The sequence below is a fragment of the Paenibacillus xylanilyticus genome (assembly GCF_013359935.1).
Classification (GTDB): Bacteria; Bacillota; Bacilli; order Paenibacillales; family Paenibacillaceae; genus Paenibacillus; species Paenibacillus xylanilyticus.
In genome coordinates this window covers 47,103-66,619 of sequence record NZ_JABMCB010000177.1, presented here as the reverse complement: position 1 = coordinate 66,619, position 19,517 = coordinate 47,103, and the positions used below count along the sequence as shown (strand labels likewise).

22 protein-coding genes are annotated in these 19,517 nt (G+C 46.0%); 19 read left to right on the top strand and 3 right to left on the bottom strand.

Annotated elements, in window-relative coordinates:
• Positions 1–81 precede the first annotated feature (81 nt).
• From HP552_RS11400 to HP552_RS11325, 16 genes are all read left to right on the top strand, one after another.
• A complete protein-coding gene (locus tag HP552_RS11400; RefSeq protein WP_024630996.1) occupies positions 82–492 on the top strand; it encodes an Asp23/Gls24 family envelope stress response protein in 411 nt (136 codons plus the stop codon).
• A gap of 145 nt (positions 493–637) precedes the next feature.
• Positions 638–1,177, top strand: coding sequence for an alkaline shock response membrane anchor protein AmaP (amaP, locus tag HP552_RS11395; protein WP_175395593.1), 540 nt, complete (start codon positions 638–640; stop codon positions 1,175–1,177).
• A gap of 14 nt (positions 1,178–1,191) precedes the next feature.
• Positions 1,192–1,425 (top strand): DUF2273 domain-containing protein, encoded by a 234-nt coding sequence (locus tag HP552_RS11390; protein ID WP_175395592.1) that lies wholly within the window; start codon positions 1,192–1,194, stop codon positions 1,423–1,425.
• A gap of 219 nt (positions 1,426–1,644) precedes the next feature.
• Positions 1,645–2,097, top strand: a complete 453-nt coding sequence (gene nusB, locus HP552_RS11385) for a transcription antitermination factor NusB (RefSeq protein WP_175395591.1) — start codon at positions 1,645–1,647, stop codon at positions 2,095–2,097.
• A 47-nt stretch (positions 2,098–2,144) separates the two neighbouring features.
• Positions 2,145–3,002 (top strand): bifunctional methylenetetrahydrofolate dehydrogenase/methenyltetrahydrofolate cyclohydrolase FolD, encoded by an 858-nt coding sequence (gene folD / locus HP552_RS11380; RefSeq protein WP_175395590.1) that lies wholly within the window; start codon positions 2,145–2,147, stop codon positions 3,000–3,002.
• 8 nt (positions 3,003–3,010) lie between these two features.
• Positions 3,011–4,375 (top strand): exodeoxyribonuclease VII large subunit, encoded by a 1,365-nt coding sequence (gene xseA, locus HP552_RS11375; protein ID WP_175395589.1) that lies wholly within the window; start codon positions 3,011–3,013, stop codon positions 4,373–4,375.
• The gene (xseB, locus tag HP552_RS11370; RefSeq protein WP_175395588.1) at positions 4,365–4,622 is read left to right on the top strand and encodes an exodeoxyribonuclease VII small subunit; all 258 of its coding nucleotides are present in this window, start codon (positions 4,365–4,367) and stop codon (positions 4,620–4,622) included. Before xseA ends, xseB begins: the two co-directional genes overlap by 11 nt.
• Entirely contained in the window at positions 4,615–5,520 is a 906-nt protein-coding gene (locus HP552_RS11365) for a polyprenyl synthetase family protein (protein WP_175395587.1), read from the top strand. The genes xseB and HP552_RS11365 overlap by 8 nt, the downstream gene beginning before the upstream one ends.
• A 284-nt stretch (positions 5,521–5,804) precedes the next feature.
• Entirely contained in the window at positions 5,805–7,712 is a 1,908-nt protein-coding gene (dxs, locus tag HP552_RS11360) for a 1-deoxy-D-xylulose-5-phosphate synthase (protein ID WP_175395586.1), read from the top strand.
• A 64-nt stretch (positions 7,713–7,776) separates the two neighbouring features.
• On the top strand, positions 7,777–8,622 hold the full coding sequence (locus tag HP552_RS11355) for a TlyA family RNA methyltransferase (protein WP_175395585.1): 846 nt from the start codon (positions 7,777–7,779) through the stop codon (positions 8,620–8,622).
• A gap of 82 nt (positions 8,623–8,704) precedes the next feature.
• Positions 8,705–9,193, top strand: coding sequence for a hypothetical protein (locus HP552_RS11350; protein ID WP_246310843.1), 489 nt, complete (start codon positions 8,705–8,707; stop codon positions 9,191–9,193).
• Between the two features lie 35 nt (positions 9,194–9,228).
• Complete coding sequence (ahrC, locus tag HP552_RS11345) at positions 9,229–9,678, top strand: transcriptional regulator AhrC/ArgR (protein WP_175395584.1); 450 nt, start codon at positions 9,229–9,231, stop codon at positions 9,676–9,678.
• A gap of 54 nt (positions 9,679–9,732) precedes the next feature.
• Positions 9,733–11,469 carry a DNA repair protein RecN gene (gene recN / locus HP552_RS11340; protein WP_175395583.1) on the top strand — a complete coding sequence of 579 codons (1,737 nt, stop codon included), beginning with the start codon at positions 9,733–9,735 and terminating at the stop codon, positions 11,467–11,469.
• Between the two features lie 102 nt (positions 11,470–11,571).
• The gene (spoIVB, locus tag HP552_RS11335) at positions 11,572–12,903 is read left to right on the top strand and encodes a SpoIVB peptidase (RefSeq protein ID WP_175395582.1); all 1,332 of its coding nucleotides are present in this window, start codon (positions 11,572–11,574) and stop codon (positions 12,901–12,903) included.
• Between the two features lie 192 nt (positions 12,904–13,095).
• Positions 13,096–13,911 carry a sporulation transcription factor Spo0A gene (spo0A, locus tag HP552_RS11330; RefSeq protein ID WP_175395581.1) on the top strand — a complete coding sequence of 272 codons (816 nt, stop codon included), beginning with the start codon at positions 13,096–13,098 and terminating at the stop codon, positions 13,909–13,911.
• Between the two features lie 310 nt (positions 13,912–14,221).
• The gene (locus HP552_RS11325) at positions 14,222–15,259 is read left to right on the top strand and encodes an NAD(P)/FAD-dependent oxidoreductase (RefSeq protein WP_175395580.1); all 1,038 of its coding nucleotides are present in this window, start codon (positions 14,222–14,224) and stop codon (positions 15,257–15,259) included.
• A gap of 89 nt (positions 15,260–15,348) precedes the next feature.
• Here HP552_RS11325 and HP552_RS11320 read toward each other — a convergent pair whose 3' ends face one another.
• Positions 15,349–16,122, bottom strand: a complete 774-nt coding sequence (locus HP552_RS11320) for a FlxA-like family protein (protein WP_175395579.1) — start codon at positions 16,120–16,122, stop codon at positions 15,349–15,351.
• Between the two features lie 209 nt (positions 16,123–16,331).
• Here HP552_RS11320 and HP552_RS11315 point away from each other — a divergent pair, with 209 nt between their 5' ends.
• Complete coding sequence (locus tag HP552_RS11315; protein ID WP_246310842.1) at positions 16,332–16,976, top strand: hypothetical protein; 645 nt, start codon at positions 16,332–16,334, stop codon at positions 16,974–16,976.
• Positions 16,977–17,514: 538 nt separating this feature from the next.
• Positions 17,515–17,991, top strand: a complete 477-nt coding sequence (locus HP552_RS11310) for a hypothetical protein (protein WP_017687614.1) — start codon at positions 17,515–17,517, stop codon at positions 17,989–17,991.
• Between the two features lie 170 nt (positions 17,992–18,161).
• Here HP552_RS11310 and HP552_RS11305 read toward each other — a convergent pair whose 3' ends face one another.
• Positions 18,162–18,755: a thymidine kinase gene (locus HP552_RS11305; RefSeq protein ID WP_175395578.1), complete on the bottom strand. Its 594-nt coding sequence runs from the start codon at positions 18,753–18,755 to the stop codon at positions 18,162–18,164.
• A gap of 179 nt (positions 18,756–18,934) precedes the next feature.
• On the opposite strand from HP552_RS11305, the gene HP552_RS11300 reads away from it, so the two are divergent.
• Positions 18,935–19,147 (top strand): hypothetical protein, encoded by a 213-nt coding sequence (locus HP552_RS11300; protein WP_175395577.1) that lies wholly within the window; start codon positions 18,935–18,937, stop codon positions 19,145–19,147.
• A gap of 8 nt (positions 19,148–19,155) precedes the next feature.
• On the opposite strand, the gene HP552_RS11295 is transcribed toward HP552_RS11300, so the two are convergent.
• A complete protein-coding gene (locus HP552_RS11295; protein ID WP_175395576.1) occupies positions 19,156–19,503 on the bottom strand; it encodes a potassium channel family protein in 348 nt (115 codons plus the stop codon).
• Positions 19,504–19,517 lie beyond the last annotated feature (14 nt).

Below are 19,517 nucleotides of genomic sequence, written 5' to 3'. Positions count from 1 at the left end.
GCCCAGAGGCCATCAAGCCCGTAGGACAGCGCCCTGACGGATGGCCGCAAACTTATTATGCGAAAGGTGTGTTGAACAGTTATGAGTACACTGCCGACAGAATTTGAACGAACGGATATCGGTGAAATCCAGATCGCACCTGAAGTTATCGAAGTGATCGCTGGACTGGCTACGGTTGAGGTAAAAGGAGTAGCTGGCATGAGCGGCGGTTTCGCTGGTGGATTTGCTGAATTGCTTGGCCGCAAAAACCTCTCCAAAGGCGTAAAAGTGGAAGTAGGTCAACGTGAGGCTGCAGTGGATGTATCGGTTATCATCGAGTATGGTTATCGTCTTCCACAAGTGGCAACTGAAATTCAACAAAATGTTAAACGTTCCATTGAGAATATGACTGGATTGAATGTGAACGAGGTTAATGTGCATATTCATGATGTTCAGTTCAAGAGCACCGAGAAAGTCGAAGAGATTGACCTGAACAGTCAGCGTGTAAAATAAAAGAAGACAGATTCCCCCGGCATAGCTGCCGGGGGTTATCCCGTCTTGGACAGGTGTTCATGGTGATCTTTTCCATGAGGGCTGTTGATATAATGCATAGTACTGGTTAAGAGCAATGTAGTGAGCAAGGGAGGCTGTGCAGTTCGTGGCGAAAATACTGGATCGGCTTCTGTTGTTTATATACAGCATAAGCGTTGGAGCAATATCGGCAGTTGTTATTCTACTCATTAGTGGAGTACTGCCTTACGAATTGAATTACCAGCAAGAACAGAACGTCATTGTTGCGGCCGTTATTGCAGCTGCGATTTTGTTTATCCTGAGTTTGCGCTTTTTTTACATCTCGGTACGGCGTGGACGTGCTTCGTTGCCATCTGTAGATCAGCGTACGGAATACGGTGATGTGCAGATCTCAATGGAGACGATTGAAAATCTCTGTCTGAAAGCGACTTCCCGCTTCCGGGGAGTACGTGATGTCAAGGCACGTATTCGTGTGGTTGAATCGGGATTGGAGATCATGATCCGTGCAGTGGTGGATGGCGAGACACCCATTCCAACGCTGACATCGGATTTGCAAAAGGCGATACATGATCATGTACATGAGATTACGGGTATTCCGGTGTCTTTTGTTACCGTGTATATTGCCAATGTTACCCAGTCGCCTAACTACAAGAGTCGAGTGGAATGAGGTGAGTTTCACTGATGCTGTGGAGAGAGATTTGGGATAGTCACAGAGGCCGGATAACCGGAATTGTGGGCGGCATCTTTTTTGGATTTCTTTATTTGTTTACCGGGTTTTGGGATATGTTGTTCTTTGCACTCTTGGTGTTCATCGGTTATACGTTAGGCAGACGAAGCGATTCGAAGCTGGGCTCTTTCATTCCCTGGAGGGAATGGGGACAATGGCTCGGGGAGCGCTGGCGTCCGTTTAAGTGAGCCACCTGAACCCTGCAATATGTTTCTTCCGAAAATAGAGCTTAGTTTAATATGCCCGTTTTTTGGAGGAAACGTACTGCAGGTTTTTTTGTGAAAAGGGATAACAATAACAATACCGTGAGGGCCACTCCAACATGCGTCAGAAATGTGATGCGCGATGGTTCTTTTATTTTAAAATAAGCATGATGACGCTCCAAAGAGCGCTGCAGGAGGCAGGACATGAAAAGACGTTTGGCAAGGGAAATTGCAGTACAAAGTCTGTATCAGATGGAAATGAATGAAGTAGGTGCAGCAGAAGCGGTTAATATGCTGATTAATGAAGCTGCAGACGAGAATGAAACTGAAGTTGTCATTCACGATGCAGATGTGATGCGCAGCTATGTAACCGAAATTGTGCAAGGAGCATGGAATCACAAGGAAGCTATCGATGGATTGCTTGTGGACTATCTCAAAGGCTGGCAGATCAGCCGTCTGTCTCGTGTAGACCGCCAGATTTTGCGGCTGGCAACCTATGAAATGGTCTTCCGTGATGATGTTCCGGCCAAAGTATCGGTCAATGAAGCGATCGAACTGTCCAAACATTTTGGAACAGATGAATCCGGGAAGTTTGTCAACGGTGTGCTTGGACGCATGATCCAGGAAGTTAGCACGATCAAAGAAAAATTGTCCTAAACTTGCGATTTACTTATTAAATGTTCACATAAGGGAGAGAGAGTACAATGACAGCATCTATTATTAACGGTAAAGAAGTGTCCCAGGAGATCCGTGCAGGCATAACTGAAGAAGTAAAGCAGCTTAGCGAACAGGGGGTTGTGCCTGGTCTGGCTGTTGTGCTCGTCGGGGAAGATCCGGCATCCCAGGTATATGTGCGGAATAAGGAAAAAGCTTGCCACGATCTCGGGTTCTACTCCGAGGTACATCGTCTGGATGCAAATACATCCCAAGAGGATTTGCTTGCTCTGGTGGACAAGCTGAACAATCAAAAATCGATCAACGGTATTCTTGTTCAGCTTCCATTACCGAAGCATATTGAGGAGAAAGCCGTTATTGATGCCATTGCGGTTGACAAAGACGTTGACGGTTTCCATCCGGTCAATGTTGGTAATCTTGTGATTGGAGATGACAGCTTGCTGCCATGTACTCCTGCTGGAGTGATTGAACTGATCAAACGGACAGGTCTTGAAATGTCGGGCAAGCATGCTGTAGTCATCGGACGCAGCAATATTGTCGGAAAACCGGTATCCTTGCTGCTTCAACGCGAGAATGCAACAGTTACAATGTGTCATTCCCGCACGGCTAACATGAAAGAAATTACACGTCAAGCGGACATTTTGGTAGTGGCGATCGGTCGTGCAAACTTCGTGGATGCCGATTATGTAAAACCAGGCGCTGTAGTCATCGACGTTGGCATGAACCGTTTGGACAATGGCAAATTGGCTGGAGACGTGGATTTCGAGAGTGTGAAGGAAGTCTCAGGTCCTATTACGCCGGTTCCAGGCGGCGTAGGTCCGATGACAATCACCATGCTGATGCAAAATACACTGATCGCTGCCAAACGCGCTCACGGATTGGCCTAGGTTTAACCGTGGCAGAGCGGCAGATCTACTCCATCAAAGACCTGAATCGGTATATCCGGATGAAACTGGAATCCGATCAGGTCCTGTCGGACGTCTGGCTGCGTGGAGAGATATCCAATTTCACACATCACTCCAGCGGTCACATGTATTTTACATTGAAGGACAAGGACAGCCGAATTAAGGCGATTATGTTCGCGTCCCACAATCAGCGATTGCCCTTTGTACCAAAAGAGGGTGCAAGGGTTGTTGCTCGTGGCAATGTCTCGGTGTATGAGCGGGACGGTCAATATCAATTCTACGCCACTCATATGCAGCCTGACGGTATTGGAAGCCTTTATCTGGCCTATGAGCAGCTGAAGAAGAAGCTTGAGGAAGAGGGGCTTTTCTCTTCGTCCAGAAAACGGGCTATTCCTCGGTATCCCGGAACGATTGGTGTTGTTACCTCACCTACGGGAGCTGCAGTACGAGATATCATGATTACATTGCAACGCCGATATCCTTCTGCCAAAGTGCTTTTGTATCCCGTATTGGTACAGGGCAAGGGCGCTGCGCCTTCGATCGTAAAAGCTATTCGCAATCTGAATCTTCTTGGTGAGGCTGATGTGCTGATCGTGGGCCGAGGCGGGGGCTCACTTGAGGAGTTATGGGCTTTCAATGAAGAGATGGTCGCAAGAGCCATCGTAGGTTCAGACATTCCTGTTATTTCTGCAGTAGGACACGAAACGGATTTTACCATTGCAGATTTTGCAGCAGATCTGCGTGCTGCGACGCCTACAGCTGCTGCTGAACTGGCCGTACCTAATCGTGCCGAGTTGTTGGACCAGATTGCGCTAAGGCAGCGTCAGCTCCAGCATAGTCTTCGTCAACGTGCTGTCCATAACCGTGAGCGCCTTGCGAGATTACAACGTTCGCCGGTCCTTGTTCATCCAAGGCGGACATTGATGCAGCACACCGAGCGATTGGATATGATGCATCAGCGCCTTTTGAGGACTGTGGATACACGAGTGAAATGGACTGCAGAAAAACAGGAGCGTCTCCGTGCAGCCCTGCAGCGTTTTAATCCACGAGAACAAGTCAATACAGCACAACGTGAGAATGCAGCAGCACGTCGTCAGCTGGAACTTGCGATGAGGTCTATCGTCAGATCAAAGCAGCAGCAATGGAAATCTTCCGTACGCCATCTCGATGCTCTTAGCCCGCTAAAAGTCATGTCCCGCGGATATAGTCTGGTATATGACGAACAGGAGCAGAGGCTAATCAAATCGTTAAAGGAAGTACAGCCCGGAGATTCTATCAAAATCAAATTAACAGACGGACAGCTGGACTGTCAGGTTTGGGGAATGAAGGAGGACGACAACATCCATGGCGAATGAACCGGAACTGAATTTTGAAGAGGCAATGGCGGCACTTGAGGATATCGTGGCTCAGCTGGAGCATGGAGATGTTCCGTTGGAGCAGGCGATTGATCTGTTTCAGCGAGGCATGAAACTTTCGCAGCTGTGCGGACTCAAGCTGGAACAAGTGGAACGTAAGATTGAGATGATCGTAGAAGAAGATGGGGAACTTCGCAAGAAGCCGTTCGGAGCTACCGAAGTTGAGAGCGGTGAAATTAATGAGTAGTCGTCTTTCCTTTGAACAATATCTTCAAAATACAACGGATCAGGTAACGGAAGCATTAAAGGAAGTTATTCCAGTTCACTGGGATGTACCTCAGTCCTTACGTGACGCGATGCAGTATTCACTTATGGCCGGAGGCAAACGCCTTCGTCCTCTTCTGGTCGTCGCTGCGGCGGAAGCCCTCGGTGCGCAGCGTACAGCTGCGTTTCCGGTAGCCTGCGCCGTGGAAATGGTACATACCTATTCTCTTATCCACGATGACCTGCCTGCAATGGATAATGATGACTACCGTCGGGGAAAATTAACGAATCACAAGGTTTATGGTGAAGCAACGGCTATTCTTGCTGGAGATGCCTTGTTAACGCATGCTTTTTATTGTGTTGTGCAGGCTGGCCGCAAGAGTGGTGTGCCGGCAGAAGCATTGCTTTCCATTGTTGAAGATCTTTCCGAGCTAGCTGGGGCCCGCGGCATGGTAGGCGGACAAGTGGCTGATATGGAAGGCGAGCAGGGAATGACGGATCTGGAACAACTGCAATACATTCATATGCACAAAACGGGTGACCTGATCGTATTTTCCTTACTGGCTGGTGCTCGTATCGGTGGCGCAACTGAGGGGCAATTAGAAGCATTGCGTGTGTTCGGACGTGATCTTGGTCTAGCATTCCAGATTCAGGATGATATCCTCGATCTCACTGGGGATGAACAGAAAATGGGCAAGAAAACCCAAAGTGATGTGAATCAGCAAAAGGTGACTTATCCATTCTTTATTGGCATGGAAGCTTCACTGGAGCAGGTGAGACTCCTGACACAATCAGCAAAAGACGCCCTTGGCAGAGCTGAGTTGCAAGATTCATCGCGTTTGATGGAAATTGCTGATTATTTAATGCGCAGAGATCACTAGGCACTTGCCATGAAACTCTTTTGTTGCTGATTCGTAAGATTCAGATCGGTGTAATTATATTAATGTGCTTTTTGCACACCGTTTGTACTTTTGACATTACGGATACATAATGATGGGTCAATCCATTTGGCTTGCTGGCGAAAATGCTCGTAAACTGGAGTATGGTGCCGCAAATTATGATTCCTGTTCTTTTATGTTATAATGATTTAATGTCATTTAATAAATTATGTAATAAAAAGCATTACCCAAACAATCAAACAATCTAGGAAAGCGGGGAGATTCTCGTGCTGCTTCCACAAATTAAACAACCCAGTGATCTAAAATCGTTGTCCCAGGATGATCTTGTTTTATTGTCCGCAGAGATTCGGCAGTTTCTGATTGAGAAATTGTCCGTGACCGGGGGGCATCTGGCACCGAATTTAGGCGTGGTTGAGCTCACGGTAGCCCTGCACTACTGCTATAACAGTCCGGCAGACAAAATGATATTCGATGTAGGGCATCAGGCGTATGTGCATAAAATTCTTACCGGACGAATGGACCGTTTCGATACGTTGCGTCAGCACAATGGATTGTGCGGATTTGTCAAACGTAATGAAAGCGAACATGATGTATGGGAAGCTGGTCACAGCAGTACTTCATTGTCTGCAGCCATGGGGATGGCGCTTGCGCGTGATCTCAAGGGTGAAGAGAATCAGGTCATCGCCATGATTGGGGATGGGGCGCTTACGGGTGGTATGGCCTTCGAGGCACTCAATCACATTGGTCATGAGCAGAAAAAGCTGATGGTTATTCTTAATGATAACGAAATGTCCATTGCTCCCAATGTCGGGGCGATGCATAAATATTTAAGCAAAATCCGTTCCGATCGTCATTATCTAAAAGCCAAAGATGATGTGGAAGGAATACTCAAAAAGATTCCTGCCATTGGAGACCGTCTGGCCAAATCGGCGAGCTGGATCAAAGACAGTGTCAAATACATGATGGTTCCGGGTGTCTTGTTTGAGGAACTGGGTTTCACTTATTTGGGACCCATAGATGGACATGATATTCCCAAATTGATTGAAACGTTTAAACAGGCGGATAACGTTGAAGGCCCTGTCCTCGTTCATGTTCTTACAACCAAGGGGAAAGGATACCAGCCTGCTGAGGCAGACTCACACAAATGGCATGGTATCTCGCCGTACAAAATTGAATCCGGTCAGGTTCTTAAGGCAGTGGGCAAACCAATGTATACCGAAATATTCGGGCAAACACTGGTTGAGCTTGCCAAGGAAGATCAGCGAATTGTAGCTGTTACACCTGCCATGCCAACAGGCTCAGGACTTATTCCGTTCAGCAAGGAATTCCCGGATCGCATGATTGATGTGGGGATTGCTGAACAGCATGCTGCAACCATGTGTGCAGCACTTGCCATGGAAGGGCTGAAGCCGATCTTTGCTGTATATTCGACGTTTATGCAGCGTGCTTATGATCAGATCGTGCATGATATTTGTCGCCATAACGCCAATGTGATTTTTGCCATCGACCGTGCGGGTTTTGTGGGACCAGATGGTGAGACACACCAAGGGGTTTATGATGTGGCCTTTATGAGACATATCCCCAACATTGTACTCATGATGCCAAAAGATGAGAATGAACTGCGCCATATGATGAAGACGGCGCTTGATTATAATGAAGGCCCGATTGCTTATCGCTACCCTCGGAACAATGTGGTAGGCGTACCTATGGATGAGCAGCTCGTACCGATTCCAATCGGTACATGGGAACAGCTGCGGCCATCTGAAGGCTATGCCGTCATAGCTTCAGGTTCCATGGTTCAAATCGCTGAAGAAGCAGCCGAAACCGTCAAAAAGGAAGGCATTACAGCTGGAGTTATCAATGCCCGTTTCCTCAAACCACTCGACGAACAAATGCTTCGTGATCTGGCGGTTCGTGGCACGAAACTGATTGTGCTTGAAGAAGCTTCGCAAGCGGGCAGTATGGGTAGCGCTGTTCTTGAATTTTACGCTGAGCAGGGTCTCCATGATGTACATGTTCAGCTTATGGGCATCCCGGATCGCTTCATTGAACACGGCAGCATCAACGAACAACGGGCTGAGGTTGGACTTACTGTGGAAAATGTATGTGTGCAGTTGCGCAGTTTGGCAGCTCAATCCTCTTATGGTATGTCGAGAACCCGTTTTCCTTCTTAATTGAAAAGAAAACATGGATGTATCATCAAAATAAAATGAATGAACGATAGGATAGGAGAAAGACATGTCACTCCCGAAAGAACGAATCGATGTTCTGCTGGTCGAGCAGGGTTATTATGAGAGTCGTGAGAAGGCAAAAGCGGCAATCATGGCTGGACTGGTGTATGCCAACAATGAACGAATCGAAAAGGCAGGCATGAAAATACCGCGGGAAGCTGAACTGAAAGTCAAAGGCTCGGTGCATCCGTATGTAGGCCGAGGCGGATTGAAACTTGAAAAAGCCATTCGACACTTCGGTCTCGACATGAACGGTCTGGTCATGCTCGATATCGGCTCGTCAACTGGTGGGTTTACGGATTGCGCTTTACAGCATGGAGCCTCTCATGTATATGCGATTGATGTAGGTTATAATCAGTTGGACTGGTCCCTACGCAACGATGACCGGGTTACCGTGATGGAAAGAACTAATTTTCGTTATGTAACTCCTGAAGACCTCATTGGGCCTGTACCGAACTTTGCCAGCATAGATGTATCCTTTATATCTCTGCGCATTATTTTGCCTCCGCTGCTTGCACTTCTGAAGCAGCCGGCAGACATTGTTGCTTTGATCAAACCTCAATTTGAGGCAGGACGTGAAAAGGTGGGCAAGTCGGGAGTCGTGCGAGATCCAAAAGTACACAAGGAAGTGCTGGAAACCATGCTCCATTTTGCGAATGAGCTTGGGCTAGGTCTTAAGGGCTTAACCTTTTCCCCTATCACAGGTGGAGAAGGTAATATCGAATTTCTCGCTCATTGGCGTCTGGAAGAACCGGGCGCATCACAACAAGAGAAGGACCCGGCTTCACTTGATGCACTTGCGCATCAGGTTGCAATGGAAGCTGCTCATACTTTTACGGGAAACTCATCATAGGATGGGTTTCTTTTCGCTGGAAAGGTGATCCTAATAACAGGAGATTGACTGCTGGACCTCGAATAAGTCTTCGAGGTGAACGATGATGAATGAGCAATCTGACACGATCGTTATTGGTGTACTTGCTGTCATTTTAATCATATGGCTGTTCTACGGCTTACGTAAATGGCTCAATCGACCGTTACCGGTAAGTTTGTCAGGGATTCAACTGAATTCCGATATTCAGCATTCCCCGGCTGTTGATCTGCTTGAAGCAGAAGGGTATGAAGTCATCGGAGGCAAAATGAAAATACCGCTCGCCTTTGAAGTCAATGAGTCCGTTTTTTACAGTCGGCTGTTCGTTGATTATGTTGCTGAGCGTGATGAGATCAGGTATCTGGTAAAGACCTCCCGGCGCAGACAGCCGGTGGATTTTACAGGTCCGGCCATAAGAGATCGTTTTTTGTATTATTTATTGCTGTATCCAGGCTGTGAAGGCCTATTGTATGTGGATACGGAAGAATCCAGCGTTAATGTCATCCGATTGATGGATTATGAGGAAGATGTATACGATGGTGATGATTTGGACTGAAAGATCAGTGGCAACTATTTGAACTGGAGGCATGTATGAAAGGACAACGACACATTAAGATACGTGAAATTATTAGTCAGAATGAAATAGAAACCCAGGATGATCTGGTTGAAGCGCTGCGTCAAGCCGGTTTTCAGGTGACTCAGGCCACGGTATCCCGTGATATTAAAGAATTGTTATTAATTAAAATACCGATGGATGATGGACGGTATAAGTATTCTTTGCCAACAGACCAGCGGTATAACCCGATCCAGAAGCTGAAGCGGGCATTGGTGGATAATTTTCTCCACATAGACCATACCAACAATCTGGTTGTGATGAAATGTCTGCCTGGAACGGCAAATTCCATCGCGGCATTGCTCGATAATATCGAATGGACGGAAGTCATGGGTACAATCTGTGGTGACGATACGATTCTCATCATCTGTCGTACTGAAGATAACAGCGTCACGGTTATTGAGCGAATTATGGGTTACATTTCCTAAAAATACGATTCAAAACATAATTGCTGAGTTTGTCATCCGGAGGTGCTTTGGCTGATGTTAGTTACATTATCGATTCGTAATCTGGCTGTAGTAGAAGAAGTGGACGTTGTATTCCACGCAGGGTTTCATGTGTTGTCTGGAGAAACGGGTGCGGGTAAATCGATCATTATCGATGCGCTCGGTTTGATCGCTGGTGGCCGGAGTTCGGCTGATCTGATTCGTTACGGTTGTGACAAGGCCGAAATGGAGGCTCTTTTTGAGATGGAGCAGGGTCACCCGGTGTGGGAAACCCTTGAAAAGCTCGGTATCCAATGTGAACCTGAAGAACACCTCGTCATTAGACGGGAACTGAATACCCAGGGTAAAAGTACATCCCGCATTAACGGGCAGTTGGTCAATCTGACGATGCTGCGTGAAGTGGGGGAAAAACTGATTAATATCCATGGTCAGCATGAACATCAAAGTTTACTTCGTGCTGAAAGCCATTTGGGGTTGTTGGACACCTACGGTGCTGCAGTGATTGGTCCAGTGAAATCGGAATATCAGGAACGGTACAGCCGGTTTATTACTGCTGAAAAAGAACTGCGTGCCCTTCAGGAGTCGAGTCAGCGGGCTTATCAACTGTTGGACATGTATCGTTTTCAACTGGAAGAGATTGCTGCAGCCGGACTGACACATGGGGAAGATGAATTACTCGGTGAAGAACGGGTCAAACTATCCCATAGTGAGAAAATGATGGACAGTGTTGCCGGTGCCTATGATCTGCTCAGTGGTCAACGCGGGCTCGAGGCAGTTAGTATTGCCCTGTCACGTATTGAAGATATCTCCGGTTATGACAGTAAAGGACTCCAGCCTATAGTGGAGCAGCTGCAGTCCGCGTTTTATCAATTAGAGGATGCTACATTCCAGCTGAGGGATTACCGTGAGAAAATTGAGTTTAACCCCGGCAGACTGGAGGAAGTGGAGCAGCGCTTAAACCTAATCTCTGGACTGAGACGGAAGTATGGGGACAGTGTTGAACTCATTCTCAATTATTATGAACAAATCAGCCATGAAACCGACCAGCTGGAAAACAAGGATGAGCGGTTGGAGAAGCTCCGTGCAGAGCGCGACAAGCTGCTGGTTCTGGTGATGGATTCTGCAGAGGATTTGAGCCGAGTCCGGAAACAGTGTGCCGAAGAACTCGCTGCACAGGTGGAGAGTGAGCTGAAGGATTTACAGATGGAGCGTACAACGCTGCGTGTGCAGATTACGCCGTCAGAAGATCCCAAGGGGATCGAATGGAACGGTCGCAGGCTTCGGCTAAGTCGTCAGGGAGCGGATAATGCGGAATTCCTCATATCGCCGAATCCGGGTGAACCTTTGCGTCCGCTTGGTAAAATTGCATCGGGCGGTGAGCTGTCCCGAATGATGCTTGCCATGAAGAGTATTTTCGCACGACATGACCGAATTCCTGTGTTAATTTTTGACGAGGTGGATACCGGTGTAAGCGGAAGAGCAGCTCAATCCATTGCGGAAAAATTGTTCCGCTTATCTTCTACCTGTCAGGTATTTTCGATTACGCACTTGCCACAAGTGGCCTGTATGGCAGATCACCAGTATCTGATCGAAAAACATGTCGTTGACGGGCGTACCATGACGCAGGTGGAATCGCTGTCAAACGAGGGCAGAGTGAAGGAATTGGCACGTATGCTGGGTGGTGTTGAAATTACAGAAAAAACGCTGCATCACGCACAGGAAATGCTGAATTTGGCGGAAGCCAAAAAAGGGGGAAACGAGCGGCCGGCGTAATGATTGACAGTAATAAAAGCCTGGGGGCAAGGTTATCTTATAGGTACGCAATTGGCGACCACCTTTCGTCAAGCGAAAGAAGCAAAGGGAGTGTGACAGCCATTGAATTCCCCCCTCAGGAAGAAATTGCTAGGTCTTTTATTTGCCTTCTTTCTATGTGTGATCAGCCAGGCGATTCAGCCTGTGCAGAGTTATGCCTCATTGCCTGACGAATTACAGGTATTTGCAGGCAGGCAAGCTGATGTACGACTCGCTGTACCGGCTGCTTCAAGTGCCGTTGTAGACAGACCCGATATCGTCGGTTTGGATGGGCAGGAGCAAGCTGTACATGTCACGAAGCAGCAACCGTTGCATTTGCATCCCCAGCAGACGGGGCAAGCAAAATTAACGTTGAAGTTGTGGGGCAAAATTCCGGTCAAAACGGTGAATGTAAACGTCATTCCGGATTTGCGAGTTGTACCCGGGGGTCAAACCATTGGCGTAAAAGTGAAGTCAGCTGGCATATTGGTTGTAGGTCATCACTTGGTACGTGCTGAAGGAGATCAGAGGGTCTCCCCAGGAGAAGCCGCAGGAATTAAGCTTGGCGATCTGATTACCCATATGAATGGTAAACGTCTCGATGGTGTTGCAGGTGTTGCAGAAGCTGTGGAGCAAGCGGGAAAAAGCAAAAAGGGCATCGATGTTGTATTGAAACGCGGGAAGGAAACGGTTAAGACGCAATTAAAGCCAGCATATGATGCCGAAGATCAAGCCTGGAGACTTGGATTGTACATTCGTGATTCTGCAGCCGGAGTAGGCACTTTGACGTTCTATGCGCCTGATCAAGGCGTATATGGTGCATTGGGACATGTAATTACAGATATGAATACTCAAACGTCCATTGTTGTCGGCAGTGGTCAAATTGTTCAGTCGAATGTCACGTCCATTTCGAAAAGTGAATCCGGCGATCCGGGTGAGAAGCGTGCACATTTTCTTAAGGAAAGCAAAATTTTAGGCAATATTGAGCGTAATACGGCTTTTGGCATATTCGGCAAGATGTCTGACAATCCAGATCACAGTTTATACTCCAAAGGAATTCCTGTTGCTTTCTCACATGAAGTGAAGGAAGGACCGGCAGAAATTTTGACTGTTGTGGATGGACAGCAGGTTGAGCGTTTCTCTATAGACATTGTACATGTGGCCGATCAATCGGAACCTGCAACCAAAGGTCTGGTCCTTCGGATTACCGATCCGAAGCTGCTTGATAAGACTGGCGGCATTGTACAGGGAATGAGCGGAAGCCCAATCGTACAAAACGGCAAGCTGGTTGGTGCAGTGACACATGTGTTTGTGAATGATCCGAAATCAGGTTATGGATGTTTTATTGAGTGGATGTTACAGGATGCCGGAGTCATGATCAAAAAGGAAAAAGCAAAAAATCTTAAGGCTGGTTAAACCGCCTTAAGATTTTTTGTCGAATGGAAAAGATTATTATCACATAATGAAATAAATTATTTATTATATAGTAACGCGAAAAAAAAATAAAGAAAAATAATTTTCGACAGAAGGAATTTCCTCGCCTGTGTCGAAAATTTAACCTGTAAGGAAATGTACGAAACCGTGGTTAAACCAAAGGAGGATACCGTTTTGCAAAAAATTGAGGTATTGCTGGCTGATGATAATCGTGAATTTACGAATTTGCTTGCCGAATATATATCCGAACAGGAAGATATGGAAGTTACCGGAATTGCCTACAACGGTGAAGAAGTATTGCAGTTGTTGGAGCAAAGCCGTGATGTACCGGATGTATTGATTCTGGATATTATTATGCCTCACCTGGATGGATTGGGTGTCTTGGAACGTCTGCGCAATTTGAACCTGAATCCGCAACCGAAAGTGATCATGCTTACGGCATTCGGTCAAGAGAATATCACACAGCGTGCCGTGCAACTCGGAGCTTCTTATTACATCCTCAAACCATTTGACATGGAAGTGCTCGCTAACCGGGTACGCCAGCTTGTTGGATCCCAGTCAACCGTCTCTTCAGGCACCAGCAGCAGCTCATCCATGTTTATGAACAAATCCAATGTGGTGCCTATGGGCAAACACAAAAACCTGGATGCCAGCATCACGTCCATCATACATGAAATCGGCGTTCCTGCGCATATTAAAGGATATCAGTATTTGCGCGAAGCGATTACAATGGTATATAACAATATCGAAATTTTGGGTGCGATCACCAAAACGCTGTACCCTGCCATTGCCGAAAAATTCAAAACAACGCCGTCCCGCGTCGAACGTGCCATTCGCCATGCGATTGAAGTAGCCTGGACACGCGGAAACATCGACAGCATCAGCCACCTCTTTGGCTACACCATCAACATCAGCAAGTCGAAACCAACCAATAGCGAGTTCATCGCAATGGTTGCAGACAAGCTGAGAATTGAGCATAAGGTCTCCTGAAAGGGTCAGGAGTAATTAAGCTAATACGAAAGCGATAGCAACAATAAAAGCCACTATTTATGAGGTCTGTTTGGACCAATAAATAGTGGCTTTTATTTTTGGCTTCCTTTATAGAATGACATGTGGATTCATAAGATTCTACATTAGCCGAATAGCTTTTAATGGAATGATCGTTGTTTTGTGCAAAAATTGTTTTGTTTTTATCCATTGTATTTTGATAAGATTCCCATTAAACTAAGAATTAAGTGATAATGAGAATCGATATCAAATACTCGATGTTCTGGATCGAATTAACGGAGGTAACTTTAAAATGGAGCAGCAGTTGGAACTATATGATGTAACCATTATCGGCGGAGGCCCTGCCGGGATGTACTCAGCCTTCTATAGCGGTATGCGGGATATGAAAACTAAATTGATTGAAGCCCGTGACAGACTGGGCGGTCGTATGCTCTTTTATCCGGAGAAAATGATCTGGGATGTGGGTGGGGTGACGCCGATCTTGTGCGAAAATCTGATCAAACAGTTGGAAGAGCAGGCGAGAACGTTTGAACCTACGATTATCTTTGAACAGCAGATCGAAGGCTTCGAACGTCAACCTGACGGTACGATTATTCTCACTTCTGCTACAGGTGAGAAACATTGGACACGAACAGTGATTATGGCCATTGGTTACGGAATATACAAGATGGCTAAGTTGGAACTTGAAGGAGCTGATCGTTACGAGGTAACCAACCTGCACTACACGGTGCAGGAATTGGAGCCTTTCCGGGGAAAACGTGTGCTTATCTCTGGTGGAGGCGATTCAGCAGTAGACTGGGCCAACGAGCTTGAAGCTCTCGCAGAACAAGTCACGGTTGTCCATCGACGTGATCGTTTCGGCGGACTGGAACGCAATGTGATCCGCATGAGAGAGTCCTCTGTGGATGTTCGAACGCCTTATGCGGTGGATACGTTACACAGTGTTAGCGGTGAGGTTATTGAGCATGTGACGATTTCCCATGTGGAAACAGGTGAAAGTGAAATGCTTGAGGTCGATGCTATTATCGTCAACCATGGCATGAAGAGTGACTTTGGTCCGATCCGTGATTGGGGATTGGATCTTGGAGAATGGCATGTGACCACAACAGAGAAGCTGCAAACGAATATTCCTGGTGTATTCGCTGCAGGTGACTTTGTGGACTATGGCAGCAAGCTGTATCTCATTGCAGGGACATTTACAGATGCTGCCCTTGCGGTGAACAGTGCAAAACTGTACATGGATCCTGAGGCGGATAGAGTAGCTTATGTATCTTCTCATAACAGCCGGTTCAAAGAGAAAAATAAAGCCCTTGGTGTTGTAGAAGAGTAAAACACAAATAAAAAACCATAACCTTGATTACCTTGATGAATTCAGGTATTAAGGTTGTGGTTTTATTTTTTGCGTTGTAACGAAAATATTTAAATTAAAACGTCGATCGATGTATTTTTGTTTGAAATTCCAGATGAATTAGATGGATGGTCGTTTTCCTTAGACTGGTTGTTATCCGCAGGAATATTGTCTGTTTTGTCTTTTTCCACTTTATCTACCTCTGTACGCGATTTCTCTGCGGTCTGGTCATTGCGTGGAGCTGTATCATTTATATCTTTGAGTAATTCCCCTATTTTTTTATCCGTACTTCTGATGTGGGATTTAATTTCCTGCACCATTTCACGTTTTATTTGAAAAACGGTATGCTCTGCATTTTCGAGCATTGCTGATTTTCCGCTATCTTGATGAGGGTTACTGTCTAGTAGAGTGCGATCAAATCGAACGCCGCCTTCAAGCGTGTTAATAGAACCCTGCATTTTCTCACGGGATCCGACCAGTTTCCCCAATTGATCGTATGTATTGCTGTTCTTGATTACTGAACCGAGTGAGACCGTATCTTCAGGTTGGGGTTCAGAACTTTTGGGTTGATCAGTCTCTTTTTGGCGAGTCTTTTCCTGAATTTCTTCTGCTTTAATTTGAGCAATTTGAGCGTCGATTTCCTGGATGCTGGAGGATAGGGTTTGAATGCGCTGCATTTTGGTTTTTGTGTCCAGTTTTTCATTGGATCTTACGGTTTGCATTTCTTCACTCAGTCTTGCCTTTTGTTTCATCAGATCCTGAATGATCTTGTCCGTTTTAGAAGCTGTATTGCTGCTGCTCTGGTTTGTTCCGGTGCTTCTGTTTGATGAAGAAACGGATAGCATATTGGATTCCTCCTAGGTTTGAATGTCGCATGATTTTTTTATCATACTTATTATAATATCGGAAATTTGGGTTATTCTGTTAAGGGGGAGACTTGAGCATAGTGCTGCTAATATCGAATGATCGTAACAGTTTGATCAGTTCCTAAACGGAAACTATAATATGTAAAATAGACAAATCAATTGACAGAGTGCAGAATACGGGGTGAGGTATGTCTAAATTGTTTCGGAATTTCATTTCTTCTGTCCTCAGATCTACTAAGGGAAAAGGAAAGAAACGTATCAAATACGCAGCAATCTATCTTGCTGTGGCTGGTGCTTTGCATCGATTGCTGGTTGAAGGCCGGCGGGAACGATATGCAGCCAAACGGCTGCAACAGGATCTCCCTGTTACAGAGCTTGGTCAGATGGACCTGAAACCTGGAGATATTGTCTATACACCGAGCTCGGAGTCAACCTACTATGCAGGACACATGGGGATTATTGGCCTCGACGGAAAAGTGTACCATGTGCATCCGTATGGGCCTGTATTTGCCGATTCACTGGAGTGGTATCTTACACGTTTTTACGAAGGGGATCGGTTCATTGTGTTTCGTTCCCGTTTTAATGAAGCTGGACAACGGGCGGCCGAATGGGTGCAGGAACACTACAAGCAGGTGAAGTTTTATCGCTTGCAAACCAACCTGCGAAGCATTGAACGAAACTATTGTTCCAAATTTGTATATCAGGCTTATCAATTCACCTCCGGGCTGGATCTGTGGAGCCGCAGGTTTAGCAGGTTTAATCAGGGATACATCTATCCGTTTCGAATTGAGCGCTCGTCCGCACTTGAAGTGCTGGGTACTTTTTATAAATAAAGAATCTTCACCGACATCATCTCTATTCTTCGTAAGAAGGGTTGTAGCTTTGTCGGTTTTTTTAATATGTGTAATGATTAAAGACAGGAAAAAGGATCAAAACGTCGAATAGATGTATGAGATAGGCGTGCACAACTGAGAAATGTATACATAATTTTTATAAAGACAGTTTTAGACTCAGAGAGAGAATGAGAATGGCTACAAAATAGGTTAAAGAGAGAGTTGAGAGTGAGATGAAATGGCTGAGCTTCTTACGCGGTTACAAACACAAACAAAACGTAGTGAAGCTATCGGACTACACTCCTAAAAAAGAAAGGAGGCACTACTGTTCCCTTTGCAAGAAACAGGTGAAATCCGTCGTGCATTATGCGGCTCCGGAGGGAAATGTTGCAGGCGTATGCAGTTCTTGTAAGCTTCTTGCTGATAAACGAGGAATGTTCCCCATTTAATAGGAAAAATTGCGCTCAGGAAATAACATTGCTTTGATTTATGAGCGTTTTTGTAGTACATTAGCAAATGTATTCGAAGGAGGATTCTAATGTACTCAGGTAGACAAGACGATACTTTATACATCATGACCTACACCTTAAATAGCGGTATCAAGGGTACGGTTCCACTGTCTAATAAGCAGATTATTGAGTGGCTGGATTGCTACAGAAATGAGAAGCGCTTCGTGACCGAGATTGGGAAAGAGTTCTTTGGATTGAATGCAGGCCTCGTGGCAGACTTCAAAGTTCAAAATCATTTATCCGATTATCAACAGACCATCATGCCCACACAGCAGCAGGATAATCTGGAACGCTTGTCCAGTGCATATAAATCAACCGAGCTATTGATGAAAATTGATTGTAAATGCGGCACGGCATATGTAACGGAATCTCCATATAAGCGGACCAAATGGTATTGCACGAAGTGTAAAGAGATTGTATTTCTGGATGCCAAAAAAGGAATGGTAGAAACGTCGCGCGGTGACGCATACTACATGACCAACAAATATTTTGTTTCCCGAGACTAGCGAGGAGACTACGAATTAGAGCATCGCTAATAAGCGGTGCTTTTTTGTTATAGATTGAAACAACGAATAGATCGTTTGGAAACGTAAAGCAAAAAAAGCCCTTCAGGGCTTTTTAAGATTACGCAGGATTCTGCCTTACAGCGCCTGCCGAATATATAATGAAAGCTGAATCAGCATTCTACTTTATGAGGAGGAATGAAACAGCAGCGGCAGCGTGGTTCATAGGCTTCTGAATCGCCGATCATGACAACCGGGCCTAGGGTAACGGGCTCTCCGTTCACAATACGCTGGGTAAAGGCCGCATCCGGGCTTCCGCAAACTGCACAAAACGCGGAGAGCTTCTCGATGTCATCTGCCATGGCGAGCAGACCGCCAACATATCCGAATTCTTTGCCTCGGTAATCCATATTCAGTCCATCCACAATGACGTGTTTGCCACAGTAGGCAAGCTCGGAGACCAGATCCATAATGGCACTGCTGAAAAATTGAACCTCATCAAAGGCAACTACATCAGCATCTTTGGTCTGAGCAAGAATCATGTCCACAGATTCCGGAGTCAACTGCCGGGGAATGGAATGGGCGGGAAGTCGATATCCAATTCGGCTGACAATCTCGTCCTGGGCAAACCGATCATCTTCGGCTGGTTTGTAAGCAACGACCTTTTTACGGCCAAATTGAATCAATTTCTGACAACGGCGAATGAGTTCACCGGATTTTTCACTGAACATGGGTCCAGTAATTAAGGTAATACGTCCTGTTTGCACGGTGCTGCTACTCCTCTCACATACGGATTCAACAAAAAAAGCGACCATTACAGAGTACCACAAAAACTTCGGTCAGAGCTAGAACTAATCCAAGCTGCTTTGTGTTACTATATGGATTATTACGCTGTCGGTAACGGCAGTTGTTAGTCAAGTAGTATTTGAAAAGAGGTGTATTACGAGTGAGTGAAGCGATAAATGAACTGCAGCAGCGATATGAGAAGTTAAAAGGACAGGCTGTCCTTGATGAGGGTGCGGAGGCGTTGATAGCCGATCTGTTTGCTGAAGTGGAGCGACTGCAGGCCAGCAATCTAACCTTGCGCAAAACGATTTTGAAGACTTCTTCCAAAGAGTCCCGCATGTCAACGAAGCTGAGGGATGCACTATACGAATAACCCGGAGATTACTCCGGGTTCTCTTCTGTCTGCAATTTGCGAGGAAATAGAATACCTGCTGTAATTCTGGCAATCATGGCAAAGGTAAGGCCAATACCTGCGAACATGTAGATCACGGTAAATGCTTTGCCGAATCCGGTAGTAGGCACAAATTCAGGATGACCTACGGTGGTCAGGGTTACGGCACAAAAGTAGAGTGCATCAATCCAGTGCAGACCTTCAACACGGGTATAAAATAAGGTTCCGGAGAGCAGCGTTGCTGCAGTTAAGGTAAACAGCGCGAGAAACTTGGGGTCCTTGAACGCGTGGAAAATGCCTTTGAGCAATCTTTGGAGCGTAATGAGAAACGATACCATGATGAACCATCCTG

What these genes read in the sequence shown, in the direction of transcription:
- HP552_RS11400 (WP_024630996.1), top strand. Translation starts at nt 82, where the DNA reads ATGAGTACACTGCCGACAGAATTTGAACGAACGGATATCGGTGAAATC.
- HP552_RS11390 (WP_175395592.1), top strand. Translation starts at nt 1,192, where the DNA reads ATGCTGTGGAGAGAGATTTGGGATAGTCACAGAGGCCGGATAACCGGA.
- nusB (WP_175395591.1), top strand. Translation starts at nt 1,645, where the DNA reads ATGAAAAGACGTTTGGCAAGGGAAATTGCAGTACAAAGTCTGTATCAG.
- folD (WP_175395590.1), top strand. Translation starts at nt 2,145, where the DNA reads ATGACAGCATCTATTATTAACGGTAAAGAAGTGTCCCAGGAGATCCGT.
- xseB (WP_175395588.1), top strand. Translation starts at nt 4,365, where the DNA reads ATGGCGAATGAACCGGAACTGAATTTTGAAGAGGCAATGGCGGCACTT.
- HP552_RS11365 (WP_175395587.1), top strand. Translation starts at nt 4,615, where the DNA reads ATGAGTAGTCGTCTTTCCTTTGAACAATATCTTCAAAATACAACGGAT.
- HP552_RS11355 (WP_175395585.1), top strand. Translation starts at nt 7,777, where the DNA reads ATGTCACTCCCGAAAGAACGAATCGATGTTCTGCTGGTCGAGCAGGGT.
- HP552_RS11350 (WP_246310843.1), top strand. Translation starts at nt 8,705, where the DNA reads ATGATGAATGAGCAATCTGACACGATCGTTATTGGTGTACTTGCTGTC.
- ahrC (WP_175395584.1), top strand. Translation starts at nt 9,229, where the DNA reads ATGAAAGGACAACGACACATTAAGATACGTGAAATTATTAGTCAGAAT.
- recN (WP_175395583.1), top strand. Translation starts at nt 9,733, where the DNA reads ATGTTAGTTACATTATCGATTCGTAATCTGGCTGTAGTAGAAGAAGTG.
- HP552_RS11325 (WP_175395580.1), top strand. Translation starts at nt 14,222, where the DNA reads ATGGAGCAGCAGTTGGAACTATATGATGTAACCATTATCGGCGGAGGC.
- HP552_RS11320 (WP_175395579.1), bottom strand. Translation starts at nt 16,122, where the DNA reads ATGCTATCCGTTTCTTCATCAAACAGAAGCACCGGAACAAACCAGAGC.
- HP552_RS11315 (WP_246310842.1), top strand. Translation starts at nt 16,332, where the DNA reads ATGTCTAAATTGTTTCGGAATTTCATTTCTTCTGTCCTCAGATCTACT.
- HP552_RS11310 (WP_017687614.1), top strand. Translation starts at nt 17,515, where the DNA reads ATGTACTCAGGTAGACAAGACGATACTTTATACATCATGACCTACACC.
- HP552_RS11295 (WP_175395576.1), bottom strand. Translation starts at nt 19,503, where the DNA reads ATGGTATCGTTTCTCATTACGCTCCAAAGATTGCTCAAAGGCATTTTC.